Genomic DNA, 17,681 nt, shown 5'->3' with positions numbered 1-17,681 from the left:
AACCATGCACGCGCACCACCTGAGGAGCAGCAGTGACCAGAGATCGACGTCCCGCCCGGCCTAGGCCCGCCCGATCCGGAGCGGCACGGGCGGGCGCGCTCGCGCTCGCGGCGGTCGTCCTCCTCGCGGGGGGTGTCACGGCGGGCATGGCGTTGGCGCCGCAGTCGGAGCCGCAGAGCGTGCGGAGTGCGACGCTGCCCGCGGCGGTCCCGGTGTCGCGTCAGGTGTTCGACGACGCGCGCCGGGTCAAGGTCACCCCGGTGGTCGCGGAGGAGGGTACCCTCCAGGTCACGGACACGGGCAAGGTGACACGGTCGCAGTGCGCCCCGGGGGCCGTGATCGAGTCGGGGTCCAGCCCCGTGACGGTCGACGACCGTCCGGTCGTGGCGCTCGCGACGTCGATCCCGTTGTGGCGGGACCTGGCTCCCACGGCCAAGGGCGACGACGTGAAGGCCCTGCAGGTCGAGCTCGCACGCCTCGGGCACAAGGTCGCCACGGACGGCACCTACGGCGACGCGACCAAGGCCGCTGTGACCACGTTGTTCAAGGCTGCGGGCGTGGCCAAGCCGACCGGTGACCTGCCGGTGGCGTCGGTGCTGTGGCTGCCTGCGCCGTCGGTCACGGTGAAGGCGTGCGAGGTTCCCGTGGGGGCCGCGACCTCGGCGGAGGCGTTCGCGACGACTGCCGGGACGCTGGCCTCGCTGGGACTGTCGGACACGCTCACCGGCGTCACGCCGGGGGACCGGGTGCTGCGCCTGGGCGAGGTGAGCGCGCCGGTCGGGGAGGGCGGGATCGTCACCGACCCGGCGTTCCTCGAGGCCGTGCGCGGCAGCGTGGAGTTCGCCGGCTGGCAGCGCACCGAGGGTTCCGAGCCGTTGACGCTCGAGTACGTCCTGGCGGCGCCGTTGGACGTCTCGGTCGTGCCGCCGGGGGCGCTGTTCGCGCTCAGCGGCACCGCGGGGTGCGTGTCAGTGGACGGCACGGCGTTCCCCGTGACGGTCGTCGCGTCGAGCCTGGGGCAGACCCTCGTGACGTTCGACGGTCTCGACGCCGCCACGGCGCCGACCGAGGTCGATCTCACCTCGCAGGGTGAGGGGCAGACGTGCCGGTAGGGGGCAAGCGGCTGGTCGGGTCGGGCTTGGGGCACGCGTTCCCCGGCACGGGGCTGTTGTTCACCGGGCTGGACCTGGAGATCGTGCCGGGCGAGGTCGTCGCGCTCGTCGGGCCTTCGGGCAGCGGCAAGTCGACGCTGCTGAGCATCGTCGCGGGGTGGGAACGCCCCACGCTGGGGCAGGTCGAGCGCGTCGGGGTCGCGACCACCGGGTGGGTCTTCCAGAACCCGCACGGAGTCGCCCGCCGCGCGGCCCTGGACCATGTGGTGCTGCCGCTGCTCGCGCGTGGCCTGCGCCGTTCCGACGCGGAAGCCCGTGCCTTCGAGATCATGGCGCGCTTCAACCTGGCATCCGTCGCGGACCGCCCGTTCCGGGCGCTGTCGGGCGGGGAGGCCCAGCGCCTCATGCTCGCGCGTGCCGTGGCGCTGGCGCCGGACCTGTTGCTCGTCGACGAGCCCACCGCACAGCTCGACCTGCGCACGGCCGCGACCGTCAACGAGGTCCTGGCGGGCATCGCGCAGGACGACTCGATCGTCGTGGTCGCCACGCACGACCCGCACACGCGCGACGCCTGCACCCGCGTGATCGACCTCGCCGACTTCCAGTCTGCGCAGGAGGCGGCATGACCGCGCCCGACGACGGCGCGCGGCCCGGTCTCGCCACCCTGCTCGACGGCGACCTCCACCCGCGCGCGGAGGCGAGCGACGGCGTCGGGCCGGGGGACAAGGCTGCGCGGGCCGGGCGGGCGCGCGCGATCCGGGCTGCGTCCGTGGTGTCCGAAGCATGGCGGAACGTCGCGACCGGCACGACGCGCGCGACCTTGTTCGCGGCGGTCCTCGTCGTGGTCGTCGGCGCGCTGGCCGCAGTCGACGTGCGCGCGGTCGTTGGCGTCATCGAGGGCGCCCGCGAGTACCGCGACGCGGGCGCGAGCGTGCAGATCCTCGAGGCCGCCGGGCAGGTCGACGGGGCGCGCTGCGAGGCCCTCGCCGGGGTCGACGGCGTCCACGCGGCCGGGGCGCTGCGGACCGGGGAGCCGCTGCGGGCGCTCAACCTTCCGTCGAGCGAGCTCACCGGCTTCGAGGCGACCCCCGGGCTGCTCGGCGCGCTCGACCGCGGCCGGGTCGCCGGGGCGGGACTGTGGCTTTCCGCAGACCTGGCCGAGGCGCTCGGCGCGGTCGCCGGCGACTCGATCGCGACCAATGCCGGGCCAGCGAGGGTGGGCGCCGTCTACCCCTACCCCGACGACGGTCGCGACCGCGTGCTGGGCTACGCGGCCGTCGCCCCCATACCCGCGACGGGGCTGTTCGACTCGTGCTGGGTCGAGATCTGGCCCGTCAACCCCGAGACCGCGACGCTCCTGCGCACGGCCGTCGTCGCCGAACCGTCCTCGGAGGCGCAGCCCACCCAGAAGCAGCTCAACGGCCGCCTCGGCGCGACCTACGACGCGAGCGCCGAGTTCTCCGATCGCCTGACCAAGCCGGCCCCGGTCGCCGCCATCGTGCTGGGCCTGTCCCTGGGCTTCGTCGCGACTCGCCTGCGCCGCCTCGAGCTCGCCGCCGCCCTGCACGCCAGGGTCCCGCGCTCGGCCCTGACCTGGCAGGTGCTCCTGGAAACCGCCGCCTGGACGGGCACCGCCGTGATCGTGACCATCCCGGTGCTCTGGTGGCTCGCGGGAGGCGCCGGGCCTCTGGCCGACCACCTGAGCACGTGGGTCCTCGGCATGCGGACCGTCCTGGCAGGCGCCGGCGCGGTCCTCGTCGGAGCGGTGGCCGGGGCACTCACGACCCGCGAGAAGCACCTGTTCAGGTACTTCAAGGAGCGCTGAGGTCGCCCCCTCGCCGCTGAGTGCGGAGTTCTTGTGCGACACGCCGGGCGTTTCTCGCAAGAACTCCGCACTCAGCGGGGGAGAGGGGGCTGAGCGGGACGGGCGCGCCCGCGCGCGCCGCCGTGCGCTACGGTGGCCTGCGCACCACCCGCTTCATCCAGCACGACCCACAACTCCACACACCCACGGGAGCTCGCAGCAGCGAGCTGAGAGGGCGGCTCAGCGCCGCCGACCGTTCGAACCTGTTCGGATCATGCCGACGTAGGGAGAGAGCAATGAGCTCTGAGAGCACTGTGCCCGCGCACACCATCACGACCGGACCCATCGTGGGCTCCGCCAAGGTCTACCACCCGGTCTCGGGCGCTGAGCACCTGCGCGTCCCCGAGCGCCGCGTGCACCTGAGCAACGGCGAGCACCTGGACCTGTACGACACCTCGGGCCCGTACACCGAGGTCGACGACCCGGCAACGTTCGACCTCGCGAGCGGCCTGCCCGCGCTGCGGGCGGACTGGTTCCGCCCCGACGCCGTCCCCACCGAGCGCGGCGCGGGCGGCGCCCGGACCCAGCTCGCCTGGGCGCGCGCCGGGATCATCACCGACGAGATGCGCTTCGTCGCTGCCCGCGAGGGCGTGGACGTCGAGCTCGTGCGCGACGAGGTGGCCCGCGGCCGGGCGGTGATCCCGGCCAACCGTCGGCACCCCGAGATCGAGCCCATGATCATCGGCAAGGCGTTCGGCGTGAAGATCAACGCGAACATCGGCAACTCGGCCGTGACGTCCTCGATCGAGGAGGAGGTCGAGAAGATGGTGTGGGCCGCGCGTTGGGGCGCGGACACCCTCATGGACCTCTCGACGGGCAAGGACATCCACGAGACTCGCGAGTGGGTGCTGCGCAACTCCCCGATCCCGGTGGGGACGGTGCCGCTCTACCAGGCGCTCGAGAAGGTCAAGGGCGATCCCGCGAGGCTCACGTGGGAGATCTACCGCGACACGGTGATCGAGCAGGCCGAGCAGGGCGTCGACTACATGACCGTGCACGCGGGCGTCCTGCTGCGCTACGTCCCGCTGACGGCGCGCCGCGTCACGGGCATCGTGTCGCGCGGCGGCTCGATCATGGCCGCCTGGTGCCTCGCACACCACCAGGAGTCGTTCCTGTACACGCACTTCGCGGAATTGTGCGAGATCCTGCGCGACTACGACGTGACGTTCTCGCTCGGCGACGGCCTGCGCCCGGGGTCGATCGCGGACGCCAACGACGCGGCCCAGTTCGCCGAGCTGCGCACGCTGGGCGAGCTGACGAAGGTCGCGAAGTCCTACGGCGTGCAGGTCATGATCGAGGGCCCGGGGCACGTCCCCATGCACAAGATCGTGGAGAACGTGCGCCTCGAGGAGGAGCTGTGCGAGGAGGCGCCGTTCTACACGCTCGGGCCCCTCGCGACGGACATCGCTCCCGCGTACGACCACATCACGTCCGCGATCGGGGCTGCGATCATCGCCCAGGCCGGGACGGCGATGCTCTGCTACGTCACGCCCAAGGAGCACCTGGGCCTGCCCGACCGCGACGACGTCAAGACGGGTGTCATCACGTACCGGATCGCGGCGCACTCTGCCGACCTGGCCAAGGGGCACCCGCGTGCGCAGCTGCGGGACGACGCGCTGTCCCGTGCCCGGTTCGAGTTCCGCTGGCACGACCAGTTCGCGCTCTCCCTCGACCCCGACACCGCGCGCGCCTTCCACGACGAGACCCTGCCGGCCGAGCCCGCCAAGACCGCGCACTTCTGCTCGATGTGCGGACCCAAGTTCTGCTCGATGCGCATCTCGGCGGACGTGCGCGAGTACGCCGAGAAGAACGGCCTGACGTCGGTCGAGGCGATCGAGGCCGGCATGGCGGCCAAGTCGAGCGAGTTCGCGGACGCGGGCGGCCGCGTGTATCTCCCCGTGGCATCCGCCACCACCGTGACGCCGAGGTAGAGGTCTGCCGCGCGAGATAGAGGGTCCAGCCCTCTATCTCGCGGCCCAGGCCGCTACCTCGCGGGCAAGGTAGCGGCTCAGCGTGCGGGCGCCGCGATTCCCCGTTCGTACGCCCAGACCACTAGCTGGACGCGGTCGCGCATGCCGGTCTTGGTCATGATCCGGCTCAGGTGCGACTTCACGGTGCTCGCCTCGAGGAAGAGCGCGGCGGCGATCTCCGCGTTGGACGAGCCCCGGCAGAGCAGCGCCAGGATGTCGTGCTCGCGCGAGGTGAGCAGGCCCGAGGCGACCTCGTCGGGCGCGGCGGGGGACCGACGTCGGGCGAACTCGTCGATCACTCGCCGCGTGAGCGTCTGGTCGACGAGGCCCTCGCCCGACGCCACGCGCCGCACCGCGTCGACCAGGACGTCGGGCTCGGCGTCCTTGAGCAGGAACCCGCTCGCCCCGGCCTCCAAGGCGCCGAACACGTAGTCGTCGAGGTCGAACGTGCTCACCACGAGCACCGGGACCGGGTCGACGACGCCGGGTCCCGCGAGCGCCCGCGTCGCCGTGATGCCGTCCCCGCCGGGCATGCGGACGTCCATGCACACGACGTCGGGCCGCTCGCGGCGGGCGACGCGCACGGCATCCGCGCCGTTCGCCGCCTCGCCCACGACCTCGAAGCCCTCGCTCTCGAGGATCACGGTGAAGCCTGCGCGGACGACGGCCTGGTCGTCGACCAGCACCACTCGGGTCATGGGGCCTCCTGCCCGACGGCGGAGCCCGGCGCGTCCGCAGACGTCGCCGAGCGCTCGGGGATCGTGGGGGCCACGGGGTCGACCGGCCGAGGGACGGTGAGCCGGACCCGCCAGCCGTCACCGGGCACGGGGCCGGCGTCGAGCGTCCCGCCGACGAGGGCCGCGCGCTCGGTCATGCCGATGAGGCCGTGGCCGGGCGTGGCCTGCGTGGTCGAGGCGCCACCCCCCGCGCCGATCGCCCCGACGGGCAACCGGTTGGTCACCGTGACGACGAGCGCGGCCCGCTGGTGGTCGGTCACGACCTCGATCGCGCGCCCGGGCGCGTGCCGGCGCGCGTTGGTCAGCGCCTCCTGGAGCACGCGGTAGACCGTGAGCTGGGCCGCGGGGGACAGGTCGAACGGCTCGCCGAGCCGCACGTCGCGCACCTCGGCGCCTGCGCTGCGTGCGAGGTCGAGCAGCTCGCCCGCGTCGTCGAGCGTGGGCTGCGGCGCCGCCGGGGCCTCCTCGCCCGGCTCGCCGGGACCGGTGTGCGACGAGCTGCGCAGGATGCCGACGACCAGCCGCAGGTTGTCGAGCGTCTCGCGCCCCTGGGTGCGGATCCAGCGCATCGACTCCTTGGCGCGCTCGGGGTCGCGGTCGACCAGCCGCTCGGCCGCGGCCGCCTGCACGACGATGCCCGACAGGTGGTGCGCGGCGACGTCGTGCAGCTCGCGCGCCATGCGCCCCCGCTCCTCCAGGACGGCCTGCGCCGCGAGCATGTCGCGCTCCCGCTCGGCCTGGGCGACCCGCCCCTGGAGCTGGGCGAACAGCTCGCGGCGCGTGCCGACGTACGCGCCCACGAGCGCCGAGGCCACGTACGTCAGGAAGGCCGAGGCGAGGCTTCCCCAGACCTGGACCGCGACCGGCGTGGGACCCGCCGACGTGATCGGCGCAGGACCGCCGAGCGCGAAGCCCAGCAGGACCTGGACCCCTGCGGCTGCCCCGGCGGCCCACAGGGCCGTGCGGCGCGGCGCGTACGCCCCGACCGAGTAGGCCGCGACGAGCGTCGCCGGGGCCTGGAACGAGACGAGCGCAGGAAGGACGGGCACGAGCGCGACCTGGCCCACGACGACCAGCGCCAGCGCGAGCAGCGGCGCCCGACGCCGCAGCGTGAGCGCCATGGCCTGCGCGACGACGATCATGATCGCCGCGACCCGGCCACCGGTCGAGAACCGCAGGGAGTCGGGCGACCCCTCGAAGACCACGCCGAGGTCCGTCAGCGCGACACGCTCGATCACCAGCAGGAAGCCGACCGTGAGGATCGCGACGACCGCGCCCAGCAGGGCGTCGCGGCCCGTCGGGGTACGGACGCCGACGGCGGCGAGGCGGCGGTGCAGGGCGTCGAGCACGGGAGCTCCTCTCAGGTCCGGTCGGGCGGTCGGGGTCGGTGGCGCCGTCGGGCACCACGGTACGTGGCCGTGGCGCCCGACGAGCGACGTATCAGACGAGGTCGCGGCGACGGAACGTCACCGCGCCCGACCCGAGCGCGACCGCGACCCAGGCGACCAGGCCCAGCACCGCGGTCCCGACGCCCAGGGGGGCGAGGCCGCCCAGGACCGACGTCGCGCTCTGGCCGGTCGACGCGAGCGACCCCAGTCCCAGCGGCAGCCACGCCGCCGCGCTCGACGTGCCGCCCGAGAGCAGCACGACCGCAGCCTGGATCAGCGGCTCGACCACCACGAACCCGACGACGACGAGGATCGCTGCGACCTGCCCACGGATCAGCGTCCCGATGCCCAGCCCGAGCCACGCGAACAGCACGAGGACGAGCAACCCGCGCCCCCACACGCCCAGGACGTCGCCCGCGCCGACCATGAGCTGCGCGCCGGGCGTCGACGCAACGGCCGCGAACAGGCCCAGGGCGGTGAGCACCGCGAGCGCGACGCCGATCATGAGCGCGACGAGCGCGGTCGCGCCCGCCTTGCCAGCGAGGACACGCAGGCGCGACGGGACGACGAGGGCCGTGGGGACGATGCCACCCGTGCGGAAGTCCGTCGTGACCGCGAGGACGCCCAGCAGAAGCATGCAGATGACCGACACGCCCGCCGAACCCGAGCCCGCGGGGCCGTTGCCCAGCAGGTCCAGCATCGCGCGCTGCACGGGCGCGGCCCCCAGGTCCGTGAGGCTGCCCAGGTCCGGGGCGAGGTCGGCCGTCAGCTCGGGCGAGGCCTGGACGCCCACGGTGGCACCGCCCGCCAGGCCCTCGAGGCTCGACAGGACACGCGGCAGGACGATCGTCAGGGCCTGGACCAGGACCATGCCCGCGAGGGCGACGACCCCCAGGACCCAGGGCGTGCGGGTCGTGCGTAGCTTGAGCAGCTCGGCGCGGAACATCAGCGCACTCCTTCGGTCTCGGCGGTCAGGTTCAGGTAGAAGTCCTCGAGGGACTCGCCGCGGACGAGGTCCGTGAGCGGGCCGTCGGCGATGACCTGGCCCTGGCCGATCACGACCAGGTCGTCGGCCACCTGCGTGACCTCGGCCAGGACGTGGCTCGCGAGCAGCACCGCCCCGCCGCCGTCCGCGAACGAGCGCAGCACCTCGCGCATCCACCGCATGCCCGCGGGGTCCAGGCCGTTCGCGGGCTCGTCGAGCACCAGGACCTGCGGGTCGCCCAGGAGCGCCGCGGCCAGCCCGATGCGCTGACGCATCCCGAGCGAGTACGTCCTGACCCGCCGGTCGGCGGCGCGATCCATCCCGACCAGTGCAAGCACCTCCTCGACCCGCCGGCCCCCGATCCCGGCCGCGGTCGCGAGCACGCGCAGGTGGTCGCGTCCGCTGCGACCCGGGTGCAGGCCGCCCGCGTCGAGCAGCGCGCCCACCGTCTCGGCGGGCCTGTCGAGGGCCGCGTACGGGCTGCCCTGGATCGTCGCGGTCCCGGCGCTCGCGGACGCGAGCCCCAGCAGGACGTTGAGCGTGGTCGTCTTGCCCGCGCCGTTGGGGCCGAGCAGCCCCACGACCCTCCCGGGCTCGACGGCGAAGCTCACGTCGCGGACGGCGTCGAACGTCCCGTAGGACTTGCGCAGGCCCACGATCTCGATGGCTGGCATCGGGGGGTCCCTTCTCCTCCGGCTGCGCAGCCGGGTGCCGCACGCCGTGCCTCCAGCCTGTCTCGCGGGCGGTGGTGGGCGCTTCTGGCGGAGGGGGGAAGGTGGGTTGCGACTTCCGGTGGAGGTGGTGGTCGGCCGGGTGCAGTGCTCGTGGGTGAGACCCCTTGACACCGCGGGTTTCAATGATCATAGTTTGTGGTCAATAGTCATTCTGACGAGGGGGACCCTGTGTACGAGACCTTTCCACCGCTGGTGGTGCTGTCCGTGCTGCTCCTGCTCCTGGCGACGCTCGGAGCCGGAGGCTTCCTATGGTTCGACGGACGACGGTTCGTCGTGCCGTCGACCGCAGCGCGCCGGGCGATCCGTCACGCCAGGGTCACCACCGCGGTGGCGACGGTGCCCTTCGTCGTGGGCCTCGGGCTCCCGCTGTTCGGGGCCCTCGGCAGTGCGCGCGTGCCGCCGCCTTTTCTCCTGGCCTCGCTGCCGTTGGCGTTGCTCGTCGGGGTCCTGGTGATCAACGGGATCGGTGAGATGACCTGGCCCAGGCCGCAGGGAGCCACCCGGCAGGCGACCCTGACGGCGAGGACCGCAGCGGATGTCTCGCCGTCCGCTCTTCGGCACATGATCTGGGGGTGGGCGGGGGCCACGGTGGTCGCTGCGATCGCGTTCGCTCTCGTCGCGTCCGGCCCCCGCCGGGTGTCGCGGGTGATCGACCAGCACGACGCCTTCACGGTCGGGTCCTTCCCGGGGGTGCTCTGGACCGGACCGGTCGTCGCCGTGATGCTCGTGGTCCTCGTGCTGTGCGAGATGGTGCTCCGTCTCGTCGCGTCCCGGCCGGCAGTCCCCGACGTGAGCGAGGAATGGGACATGTGGCTGCGCCGCCGGGTTGCGCGGCGCCTCCTGCGCATCGTGCAGCTCATGATCGGCCTGACGCTCGGGGGACTCGTCGCACTCGCGGGCCTGGCGCTGCGTACGCTTGGGCTCGGCAACGGCTCAGGGGTCTATGCGCCGCCGCCCAGCACGGTGCACGTGGTCGCCGGGAACTCGCTCCTGGTGCTCGCGCTCGCGCTGCTCCTCGTGGCGGTCGCCACCGCCGTGTGGCCGGCCAGCGACCCGGCGCCCGACGTCGAGCCGGTCCGACCCGTCGGAGCGACGTCGTGAGCCTCGCCGTCCGGATCGACCTCGACTCGTCCACGCCGCACTACGAGCAGCTCCGCGCGCAGCTCGCGGCCCTCGTCACCGCGGGGACCCTCGTCGACGGCCAGCGGCTCCCCACCGTCCGCGCCCTCGCGAACGACCTCGGCATCGCCCCGGGCACCGTGTCCCGGACCTATCGCGACCTCGAGGCCGCCGGTCTGGTGACGACCCGCCGACGGGTCGGGACGCTCGTGACGGCGCCCCCGGCGACCCTCGACCGGGCCGCCGTGGTCGACGCGGCCGAGCGTTTCGTCCGCATCGCCCGCGACCACGGCCTCTCCGACTCCGAGGTCCGCGACCTCGTGGCGGCGAGCCTCCTGACGGTCGAGACCGGGTCGCGGCTCGACGCGGACGAGCCGGGCGACACGACCGAGCATTCGGTGGGGAGGTAGTGCCCGCCCGTCCGGTTCGGTGGATCGGCGGCAGCACGAGGCAAGGGCGCCGCGGTGGGACACGACCCACCGTCGACGGTCCGCGGCGCTAGGCTCGCGTGACCGGTCCACCGTGGTAAGCGCCGCAGGACCGGGCACGGACACACTCACGGGGGAGGGCACATGCCCAGCACGACGTCCAAGACCACGCAGCCACGCCCGAGCGAAGGCCCGACGGCGCAGCGCCCGCCCGCCCGGCGCGTCACGCCGGGCGCTTCCACCGGGACCGCGTCCCGTGGATACGCCAAGGGGCGCGCCAAGCGCGACGAGATCCTCGAGGCGGCCACCGGCCTGTTCGGCGAGGTCGGCTACCACTCGGCCTCGCTCCGCGAGATCTCCTCGCGCGTCGGGATCTCCCACCCCGGTCTGCTGCACCACTTCCCGACCAAGGAGGTGCTCCTCCAGGCCGTCCTCGAGCACCGCGACACCGTGGACTTCGCGCTGCTCGAGGCCGACCTCGAGCAAGGTCTCGACTACTTCGACGCCCTCGTGCGCGTCGTCGAGCGCAACGCCGCCCGCCCCGGGATCGTCGAGCTCTTCTGCATCCTGTCGGCCGAGGCCACGGCCCCCGACCACCCCGCGCACCACTACTTCCAGCGCCGCTACGACGAGGTCCTCCAGCGCAGCCGTCAGGAGCTCGCGCGGCGGGCGGCCAGGGGGCAGCTGCGCGCCGGTGCCGACGTCGCCGCGACCGCCCGAGCCATCGTCGCCCTCATGGACGGGCTGCAGGTGCAGTTCCTGCTCGAGCGCGACGGGCCGCGCCCGCCCGTCGACATGGCGGCCGGCCTGCGGTCCTACCTGTCGCTGATCCTGCCCGACGCGACGGCCGGGTCCACCGAGCCCGCCGGGGAGACCGCGGACGGCACAGACCCCTCGCGCTGACCGCCCGGTCGACCAGCGCTGCGGTGGTGACGCCCATACCCACGGTGAGCGACGCCGTCGGGCCCTCGCACGGGACGCGATCAGTCGATCAGGGAACCCTCCGTGAGCGCCCCGGTGCTCGCGACGCAGAGCCCGGTCCGGTCACCCTGCGCCCACGACGCCTCGGACGGCGACCACACGAACAGCTCGACGTCGTCCGCCGGGACGTCTGCCGACAGCACCGCGGGCGTGCACACCCGCGACACCCGGGCGTCTGCCGCGTCCTGCCCCGGCCACGCCGCGTCCGCGGGGAAGTCCGTCCTCGCGACGACCTCGGCCTCGTGCGGGTCCGTGCACGGGACGACCCGGACCGTGGAGACCTCGCCGTCGTCGGGCAGGTCGGCCAGGCAGGCTCCCAGGACGAGCTGACGGGCGTGCGCGGACCGCGGCTCGCTCACCTCGGCGGGCAGCGGACGCGTCGCGGCATCCCCGACGAGCAGGGCGACCACGACGGCGATCGCCGTCAGCGTCACCGCGACCCCCAGGGCGATGCCCGCCCAGGCGAGGCCCGTGCCCCTCGTGCCGTCCCGCCGGATGCGCGTGAGCGCCACCGCCCCGACCCCCACCCCGACGGGGCCGAGCAGCAGCCCGGTCGGGAGGGCTGCGACGGCCAGCGGCTCGATCCGCGCAGGAGCGGGCTGCCAACCGGGTGCGTAGTAGACGTCCTGGTCGTACCCGTGCGGGGAGGGCGGGATGCTCACCAGGTCCCCACCGTCGCGAAGAACCAGAGCAGCACGAAGGCCGTGCCGACCGCGCCCACCGCGACGCCCGTGATCGCGAAGCCACGACCCGTCGTCCCGTCGCGCCCGATCTGCTGCAGCGCCACGATGCCGAGGACCAGCCCGACGATCCCCGGGACCATGCACAGGAGCAGTCCCGCGAGCGACGTGATCATCGACGCGAGGGCCAGGCCGTTCTGCCGGGGCAGAGGGGCGAACGAGGCGTTCCACGAGGGTGCTGGCGACCAGCCCGGCTGAGGACCGTACCCGGAGGGGTGACCCGGGCCGTAGCCGACCGGGTGGCCGGGACCGTACCCCGTGGGCTGAGGTGGGAACCCGCCGTCGGAGGTGGGGGCCCCGTACACCTCCGGGGCCGTCCCGTACACGGGGGTGCCTGGCGCGGCGTACGGGCCGGGGGCCTCGTCCGCGCCGTACGGGGGGCGGTAGGGCACGAGCGGGGGCTGACGCGACGCTCCACTGGGGGCGTACGGAGCGACCGGTGGAGAGAACGGATCCTGGTCCGGGGTGCCCGAGTCCTGCGGCGGAGGTGTCGTCATGGGAGAACCGTAGCCATGGCGCGCCCCCCCTGCCGAGAGCACCCACAGGTCGCTGTGCCGGGCACGCACCAGCGCGGTGGACGAATATTTTGTGAGGATTCCACCCCAAAGCCCCCGGGGGCCTTCGGGACGCCGCTCGTCGCGTCTATGATCGGTGGTGGTACCGGGCATCCGCGGTCCCTCGCGCGAGGGATTTGGAAGGAGTCGTGCTTTTTTCGCTCGGCTCTCCGGTGCCCTACCGAGCGCGGTCTGCACGGGCCGCGCACGACGCATCACCGAGCAGTGAGGACGTCATGACCCTGCCACAGGCCGTACAGGTTTCCGCCACGACGAACGATCGAGCGGCGGTGGTTCTCGCCGCAGGTCACGACGACGAGTCCCGCGAGCTCATCACCCGCCCGCTCGGCGACGCGACCGTCGTCCAGCTCGCGGTCGCGAACGTCCGCAAGATCATCTCCGACGACCGCATCGTGGTCGTCGTGGCGCCCGGCGACACGACCGTCCGCGGGCTGCTGGGCGAAGGATTCCGGTACGTCGAGCAGCGGGACCTGCCGGGGACGGGCGGTGCCGTGCTCGCGGCCCGCGCTGCGGTCGAGGCGCTCGGGACGCCCGCGAGCGAGGTCCTCGTGGCCTACGCGGACACCCCGCTCCTGCGCTCCGAGTCTCTGCTGGGGCTCCTGACCCGCCACACGCTCAAGGGCGCCGACCTGTCGTTGCTCGCAGCCGTGGTGACCGAGGACCTGCCCACCTACGGACGCATCGTCCGCCACGACGGCGAGATCACCGCGATCCTCGAGGAGGAGGACCGGCCTGCCGACGCGCACGCCGACGGCGAGCCCATCGAGGTCAACGTGGGCGCCTACGTCGCGGCCCCGAGCCTGCTGTTCACCGAGCTCGAGGCCATGGTCGCCGGGGGCGAGCACCGGCTCACCGAGCTCGCGCGCCGGGTCATCGCCAAGCACAAGAGCATCTCGTCGTACCGCATCTACGACACCGACGAGGTCCGGGGCATCAACACCGCCGACGAGCTGCAGGAGGCCGCGGACATCCTCCTCAAGCGCCTGTTCATGCCCAAGAAGAACACCGACACGAAGATCGTGTTCGGCACGGGCGGGTGGCGCGCGATCATCGGTGAGGGCTACACGCTCGCCAACGTGCGCCGTCTGTGCCAGGCGATCGCGAACGAGACGGTCCGCAAGGGCATCGACGGCCTGGGCGTCGTGATCGGCGGCGACCGCCGCTTCCTCTCGCGCGAGTCGGCGATCGCGGCGGCCGAGGTCTTCGCGGGCAACAACATCCCGGTCACGCTCCTGCCCGACGACGTCCCCACGCCCCTCGTGACGTTCGCCGCCCCGTACCTCGGCGCGGCGTACGGCATCATCGTCACCTCGAGCCACAACCCGCCCGAGTGGAACGGCATGAAGGTGTTCCGCCAGGACGGCTCGCTGCCCCTGGACGACGAGACCGACCGTTACCAGGACGAGGCCAACGCGCTCAGCGTCGACGACGTCATCACGCTCGACCTCGCGGTCGCGCGCAAGGCCGGCCTCGTCGTGGACAGGGTCCTCACCGAGCCCTACGTCGACGCGATCGAGAAGATCGTCGACGTCGACGCCGTCCGCGGCTCGGACCTGCGCGTGATCGTCGACCCGATGTACGGCACGAGCCAGCTCACGCTCGGCACGATCCTCAACGACATGCGCGTGCGTTCCGAGTTCATCCACGCGTCGCACAACCCGCTGTTCGGTGGCATCGCCCCCGCACCGGACCTCCAGCGGCTGTCCACGCTGATCTCGATGATCCAGCAGGGCGGTGGCCGCTACGACCTGGGCATGGCGACCGACGGCGACTCGGACCGCATCGGGATCGTCGACGAGACGGGCGAGTACATCTCGACGAACGACCTCCTGCTCCTCCTGTACTGGTACCTGCACGAGTTCCGTGGCGAGAAGGGCGGCGTCGTGCGCAACCTGGCGACGACGCACCTGCTGGACCGGCTCGCCGCGCACTTCGGTGAGGAGTCGCGCGAGGTCAAGGTCGGGTTCAAGCACGTCACGGCCGGCATGGAGGAGATCGGCGCCGTCCTCGGCGGCGAGTCGTCGGGCGGCCTCACGGTCCGCGGCTGGATCCTCGGCAAGGACGGCATCTTCGCGTGCGCCCTGGTCGTGGAGATGCTGGCCCGCACGGGCAAGAAGATCTCCGAGCTCCGCGAGATGATCTACGAGATCACGGGGCGCCTCTACACGCTCGAGGCCGGTGTGGACTCCACGCCGGAGATGCGGGTCGCCGTGCCCCGCCGCCTCGAGGCGGACCCGCTCACGCACATCGGCCCCTACCCGGTCGTGAGCATCTCCCACCTCGACGGCACCAAGATCGTCCTCGAGAACGACAACTGGGCGCTCCTGCGGTTCTCCGGGACCGAGCCCGTCCTGCGCATGTTCGTCGAGGCGGACTCGCCCGAGAAGGCCGCCGAGCTGCTCGACTGGCTCAAGGGCTTCGTCACCGCCGGCGTCTGAGCCCGAGCACCCCCCACCCACCCGCACCTCTCACCGACAGGAACCGACCCGACGATGCGCTACGGCCACTTCGACACCGCTCGTGACGAGTACGTCATCGAGCGCCCAGACGTCCCCGTCTCGTGGACGAACTACCTGGGCACCAAGGACTTCTGCACCGTGCTGTCGCACAACGGCGGCGGCTACTCGTACTACAAGTCGGCGCAGACGGGTCGCATCTCGCGGTTCCGCCAGAACGGCGTCCCGCTCGACCGCCCGGGGCACTACGTGTACCTGCGTGACGAGGCCGACGGCGACTTCTGGTCGGTGTCGTGGCAGCCGGTGGGCAAGCCGCTCGCGGAGGACGGGGCGCCACTGGACCCCTCAGGCGGTGCCGGTCGCTGGACGACGCGCCACGGCCTGAGCTACTCGACGTTCGAGGCGCAGTACAAGGGCATCGACGCCCAGCAGACGATCTTCATCCCCCTGGACGACGACGTCGAGATCTGGGACGTGCGCCTGACGAACACGACCGACGAGGTCCGCGAGCTGAGCGTCGGGTCGTACGTGGAGTTCTCCTTCCACACGATCACGATCGACAACCAGAACCTGCAGATGTCGCTCTACTCGACGGGTTCGTCCTACGAGGACGGCATCATCGAGTACGACGCCTACTACGAGCCGTGGACGTTCCACTACTTCGCGTCGAGCGAGACGCCGTCGTCGTACGACTCGCTGCGCGACAACTTCATCGGCCCCTACCGCTCGGAGGCCAACCCGATCGCGATCGAGCGCGGGCACGGCTCGAACGAGAGCGCGACGACGCAGAACCACTGCGGCTCGCTCCAGCACAAGATCACGCTCCAGCCGGGTGAGACCAAGCGCCTGGTCTACATGCTCGGCTACGGCTCGCGCGCCGAGGCCGGACGTGCGATGCAGGCCAAGTACGCGGACGTCGCGACCGTCGACGCCGAGCGTGCACGCCTGGCCGCGTACTGGAAGGCCAAGCAGGACAAGCTGCGCATCCGCACGCCCCACGAGGGCATGAACACCATGATCAACTCGTGGACGCTGCTCCAGGCGGAGACCTGTGTCGTGTGGTCGCGGTTCGCGTCGTTCGTCGAGGTCGGTGGCCGCAGCGGCCTGGGCTTCCGCGACACGGCTCAGGACGTCATGAGCGTCATCCACACCAACCCGACCAAGACGCATCAGCGCATCGTCGAGCTCCTGCGGGCCCAGACGGAGGCCGGGTACGGCCTGCACCTGTTCGAGCCCAAGGCGTTCGACCCGGACGCGCCCAAGCTGCCCGACGTCCCGTCGCCCACGATCGTCCCGACGCCCGACCCCAAGGACCTCATCCACGGGCTCGAGGACACGTGCTCGGACGACCACCTGTGGCTCGTGCCGTCGGTCGTGGAGTTCGTCAAGGAGACCGGTCGCCTCGAGTTCCTCGACGAGGTGATCCCGTTCGCCGAGGGCACGCCCGCCACGGTGTACGAGCACCTCACGCGTGCGCTCGACTTCTCGAGCGAGCAGATCGGCCAGAACGGCGTGGCCCTGGGGCTGCGTGCGGACTGGAACGACTGCCTCAACCTCGGCGGCGGCGAGACCTCGCTGGTCACGTTCCTGCACGCGTGGGCCATCCAGGCGTTCCTGGAGGTCGCACGGCACCGTGCGGCCGGCGGGGACCAGAGCGCGGCAGCGGACGTCGCCAAGTACGAGGCCGAGCTCGAGCGCATCGCGAAGGTCGCCGACACCCAGCTCTGGGACGGCGCCTGGTGGATCCGCGGCTACACGCGTGACGGCGTCAAGATCGGCTCGAACGACAACGACGAGGGCAAGATCTTCCTCGAGCACCAGGCGTGGCCCGTCATCGCGGGCATCACGACGCAGGAGCGTGGCGTGGCGTCGATGGACTCGGTGCGCGAGCTCCTGGGGTCGGAGTACGGCAACCACCTGAACTGGCCGGCGTTCACCAAGATCGACGACACGGTCGGCTTCGTGACGCGCGTGTACCCGGGCATCAAGGAGAACGCGGCGATCTTCTCGCACCCGAACGCGTGGCCGATCATCGCCGAGGCCATGCTGGGCCGCGGTGACGAGGCCGTGCAGTTCTACGACGCGATCCTGCCGTACAACCAGAACGACAACATCGAGGTCCGCGGGGCCGAGCCCTACGCCTACGTGCAGTTCCTGTACGGCCGCGACCACGAGTGGTTCGGCAAGGCGCAGAACCCGTGGCTCACGGGTACGGCGGGCTGGATGTACACGGCCGCGACGAAGTACATCCTCGGTGTGCGCCTGGCCCTCGACGGCCTGGTCGTCGACCCGTCGATCCCCAAGGACTGGGACGGCTTCGAGGTGCGCCGTGAGTGGCGCGGGGCGGTCTACGAGATCGAGGTCCGCAACCCCGACCACGTGTCCAAGGGCGTGAAGTCGGTGACGCTCGACGGCGCCCCGCTCGACCCGACGCAGCCGGTCCCGGTGCAGCCCGAGGGCTCCGAGGTCAAGGTGGTAGTCACTCTGGGCTGACCCCAGCGTCCGCGCCGCCAGGTGGCGGGGTCGGTGCGGTGGACGTCGCCGTCGTACTCGATCGCGATGCGTCGCTCGGGGTAGGACATGTCGGGCAGG

At 72.4% G+C, this 17,681-nt stretch carries 15 protein-coding genes and 1 riboswitch; of the genes, 9 read left to right on the top strand and 6 right to left on the bottom strand.

Translation table 11 applies throughout. The features are described from left to right. Positions 1-32: 32 nt before the first annotated feature. From IE95_RS0107940 to thiC, 4 genes are all read left to right on the top strand, one after another. The gene (locus IE95_RS0107940; RefSeq protein ID WP_129429514.1) at positions 33-1,112 is read left to right on the top strand and encodes a peptidoglycan-binding domain-containing protein; all 1,080 of its coding nucleotides are present in this window, start codon (positions 33-35) and stop codon (positions 1,110-1,112) included. After that, positions 1,103-1,738, top strand: a complete 636-nt coding sequence (locus IE95_RS0107935) for an ABC transporter ATP-binding protein (protein WP_051702881.1) — start codon at positions 1,103-1,105, stop codon at positions 1,736-1,738. Before IE95_RS0107940 ends, IE95_RS0107935 begins: the two co-directional genes overlap by 10 nt. After that, entirely contained in the window at positions 1,735-2,937 is a 1,203-nt protein-coding gene (locus IE95_RS0107930) for a hypothetical protein (RefSeq protein WP_051702880.1), read from the top strand. The genes IE95_RS0107935 and IE95_RS0107930 overlap by 4 nt, the downstream gene beginning before the upstream one ends. A gap of 175 nt (positions 2,938-3,112) precedes the next feature. Further along, a riboswitch (TPP riboswitch) is annotated at positions 3,113-3,222 on the top strand. Next, on the top strand, positions 3,213-4,907 hold the full coding sequence (thiC, locus tag IE95_RS0107925; protein ID WP_030151089.1) for a phosphomethylpyrimidine synthase ThiC: 1,695 nt from the start codon (positions 3,213-3,215) through the stop codon (positions 4,905-4,907). Its footprint overlaps the riboswitch before it by 10 nt. Positions 4,908-4,984: 77 nt before the next feature. Here the strand turns inward: thiC and IE95_RS0107920 are convergent, their stop codons facing one another. From IE95_RS0107920 to IE95_RS0107905, 4 genes are all read right to left on the bottom strand, one after another. After that, positions 4,985-5,644 carry a response regulator gene (locus IE95_RS0107920; protein ID WP_030151088.1) on the bottom strand — a complete coding sequence of 220 codons (660 nt, stop codon included), beginning with the start codon at positions 5,642-5,644 and terminating at the stop codon, positions 4,985-4,987. Further along, a complete protein-coding gene (locus IE95_RS0107915; RefSeq protein WP_051702879.1) occupies positions 5,641-7,032 on the bottom strand; it encodes a sensor histidine kinase in 1,392 nt (463 codons plus the stop codon). The genes IE95_RS0107920 and IE95_RS0107915 overlap by 4 nt, the downstream gene beginning before the upstream one ends. A 91-nt stretch (positions 7,033-7,123) precedes the next feature. Beyond that, positions 7,124-8,017, bottom strand: coding sequence for a hypothetical protein (locus IE95_RS0107910; protein ID WP_030151086.1), 894 nt, complete (start codon positions 8,015-8,017; stop codon positions 7,124-7,126). Then, on the bottom strand, positions 8,017-8,730 hold the full coding sequence (locus tag IE95_RS0107905; RefSeq protein ID WP_030151085.1) for an ABC transporter ATP-binding protein: 714 nt from the start codon (positions 8,728-8,730) through the stop codon (positions 8,017-8,019). The genes IE95_RS0107910 and IE95_RS0107905 overlap by 1 nt, the downstream gene beginning before the upstream one ends. Before the next feature lie 228 nt (positions 8,731-8,958). On the opposite strand from IE95_RS0107905, the gene IE95_RS21040 reads away from it, so the two are divergent. From IE95_RS21040 to IE95_RS0107890, 3 genes are all read left to right on the top strand, one after another. After that, a complete protein-coding gene (locus IE95_RS21040) occupies positions 8,959-9,891 on the top strand; it encodes a hypothetical protein (protein ID WP_240666375.1) in 933 nt (310 codons plus the stop codon). After that, the gene (locus IE95_RS21035) at positions 9,888-10,319 is read left to right on the top strand and encodes a GntR family transcriptional regulator (RefSeq protein ID WP_030151083.1); all 432 of its coding nucleotides are present in this window, start codon (positions 9,888-9,890) and stop codon (positions 10,317-10,319) included. Before IE95_RS21040 ends, IE95_RS21035 begins: the two co-directional genes overlap by 4 nt. A gap of 162 nt (positions 10,320-10,481) precedes the next feature. Next, positions 10,482-11,240: a TetR/AcrR family transcriptional regulator gene (locus IE95_RS0107890; RefSeq protein WP_084689958.1), complete on the top strand. Its 759-nt coding sequence runs from the start codon at positions 10,482-10,484 to the stop codon at positions 11,238-11,240. Between the two features lie 80 nt (positions 11,241-11,320). On the opposite strand, the gene IE95_RS18775 is transcribed toward IE95_RS0107890, so the two are convergent. Both IE95_RS18775 and IE95_RS20065 read right to left on the bottom strand, forming a co-directional pair. Then, positions 11,321-11,980, bottom strand: a complete 660-nt coding sequence (locus tag IE95_RS18775) for a DUF4190 domain-containing protein (RefSeq protein WP_240666376.1) — start codon at positions 11,978-11,980, stop codon at positions 11,321-11,323. Further along, on the bottom strand, positions 11,977-12,555 hold the full coding sequence (locus IE95_RS20065) for a DUF4190 domain-containing protein (protein WP_164984140.1): 579 nt from the start codon (positions 12,553-12,555) through the stop codon (positions 11,977-11,979). The genes IE95_RS18775 and IE95_RS20065 overlap by 4 nt, the downstream gene beginning before the upstream one ends. Before the next feature lie 347 nt (positions 12,556-12,902). On the opposite strand from IE95_RS20065, the gene IE95_RS0107875 reads away from it, so the two are divergent. Beyond that, on the top strand, positions 12,903-15,071 hold the full coding sequence (locus tag IE95_RS0107875) for an NTP transferase domain-containing protein (RefSeq protein WP_240666377.1): 2,169 nt from the start codon (positions 12,903-12,905) through the stop codon (positions 15,069-15,071). A 54-nt stretch (positions 15,072-15,125) separates the two neighbouring features. Beyond that, positions 15,126-17,582, top strand: a complete 2,457-nt coding sequence (locus IE95_RS0107870) for a glycoside hydrolase family 94 protein (protein WP_030151078.1) — start codon at positions 15,126-15,128, stop codon at positions 17,580-17,582. The last annotated feature ends 99 nt before the right edge of the window (positions 17,583-17,681 follow it).

Origin of the sequence: Oerskovia turbata, from assembly GCF_000718325.1 — a bacterium.
GTDB lineage: Bacteria > Actinomycetota > Actinomycetes > Actinomycetales > Cellulomonadaceae > Oerskovia > Oerskovia turbata.
Note: the sequence above shows the minus strand (reverse complement) of the source record. Positions and strands in the feature narration are given on the sequence as shown.

Coding starts and splice junctions, on each gene's coding strand:
- IE95_RS0107920 (WP_030151088.1), bottom strand. CDS start 5,644: ATGACCCGAGTGGTGCTGGTCGACGACCAGGCCGTCGTCCGCGCAGGC.
- IE95_RS0107870 (WP_030151078.1), top strand. CDS start 15,126: ATGCGCTACGGCCACTTCGACACCGCTCGTGACGAGTACGTCATCGAG.
- thiC (WP_030151089.1), top strand. CDS start 3,213: ATGAGCTCTGAGAGCACTGTGCCCGCGCACACCATCACGACCGGACCC.
- IE95_RS0107930 (WP_051702880.1), top strand. CDS start 1,735: ATGACCGCGCCCGACGACGGCGCGCGGCCCGGTCTCGCCACCCTGCTC.
- IE95_RS0107890 (WP_084689958.1), top strand. CDS start 10,482: ATGCCCAGCACGACGTCCAAGACCACGCAGCCACGCCCGAGCGAAGGC.
- IE95_RS20065 (WP_164984140.1), bottom strand. CDS start 12,555: ATGACGACACCTCCGCCGCAGGACTCGGGCACCCCGGACCAGGATCCG.
- IE95_RS0107910 (WP_030151086.1), bottom strand. CDS start 8,017: ATGTTCCGCGCCGAGCTGCTCAAGCTACGCACGACCCGCACGCCCTGG.
- IE95_RS0107905 (WP_030151085.1), bottom strand. CDS start 8,730: ATGCCAGCCATCGAGATCGTGGGCCTGCGCAAGTCCTACGGGACGTTC.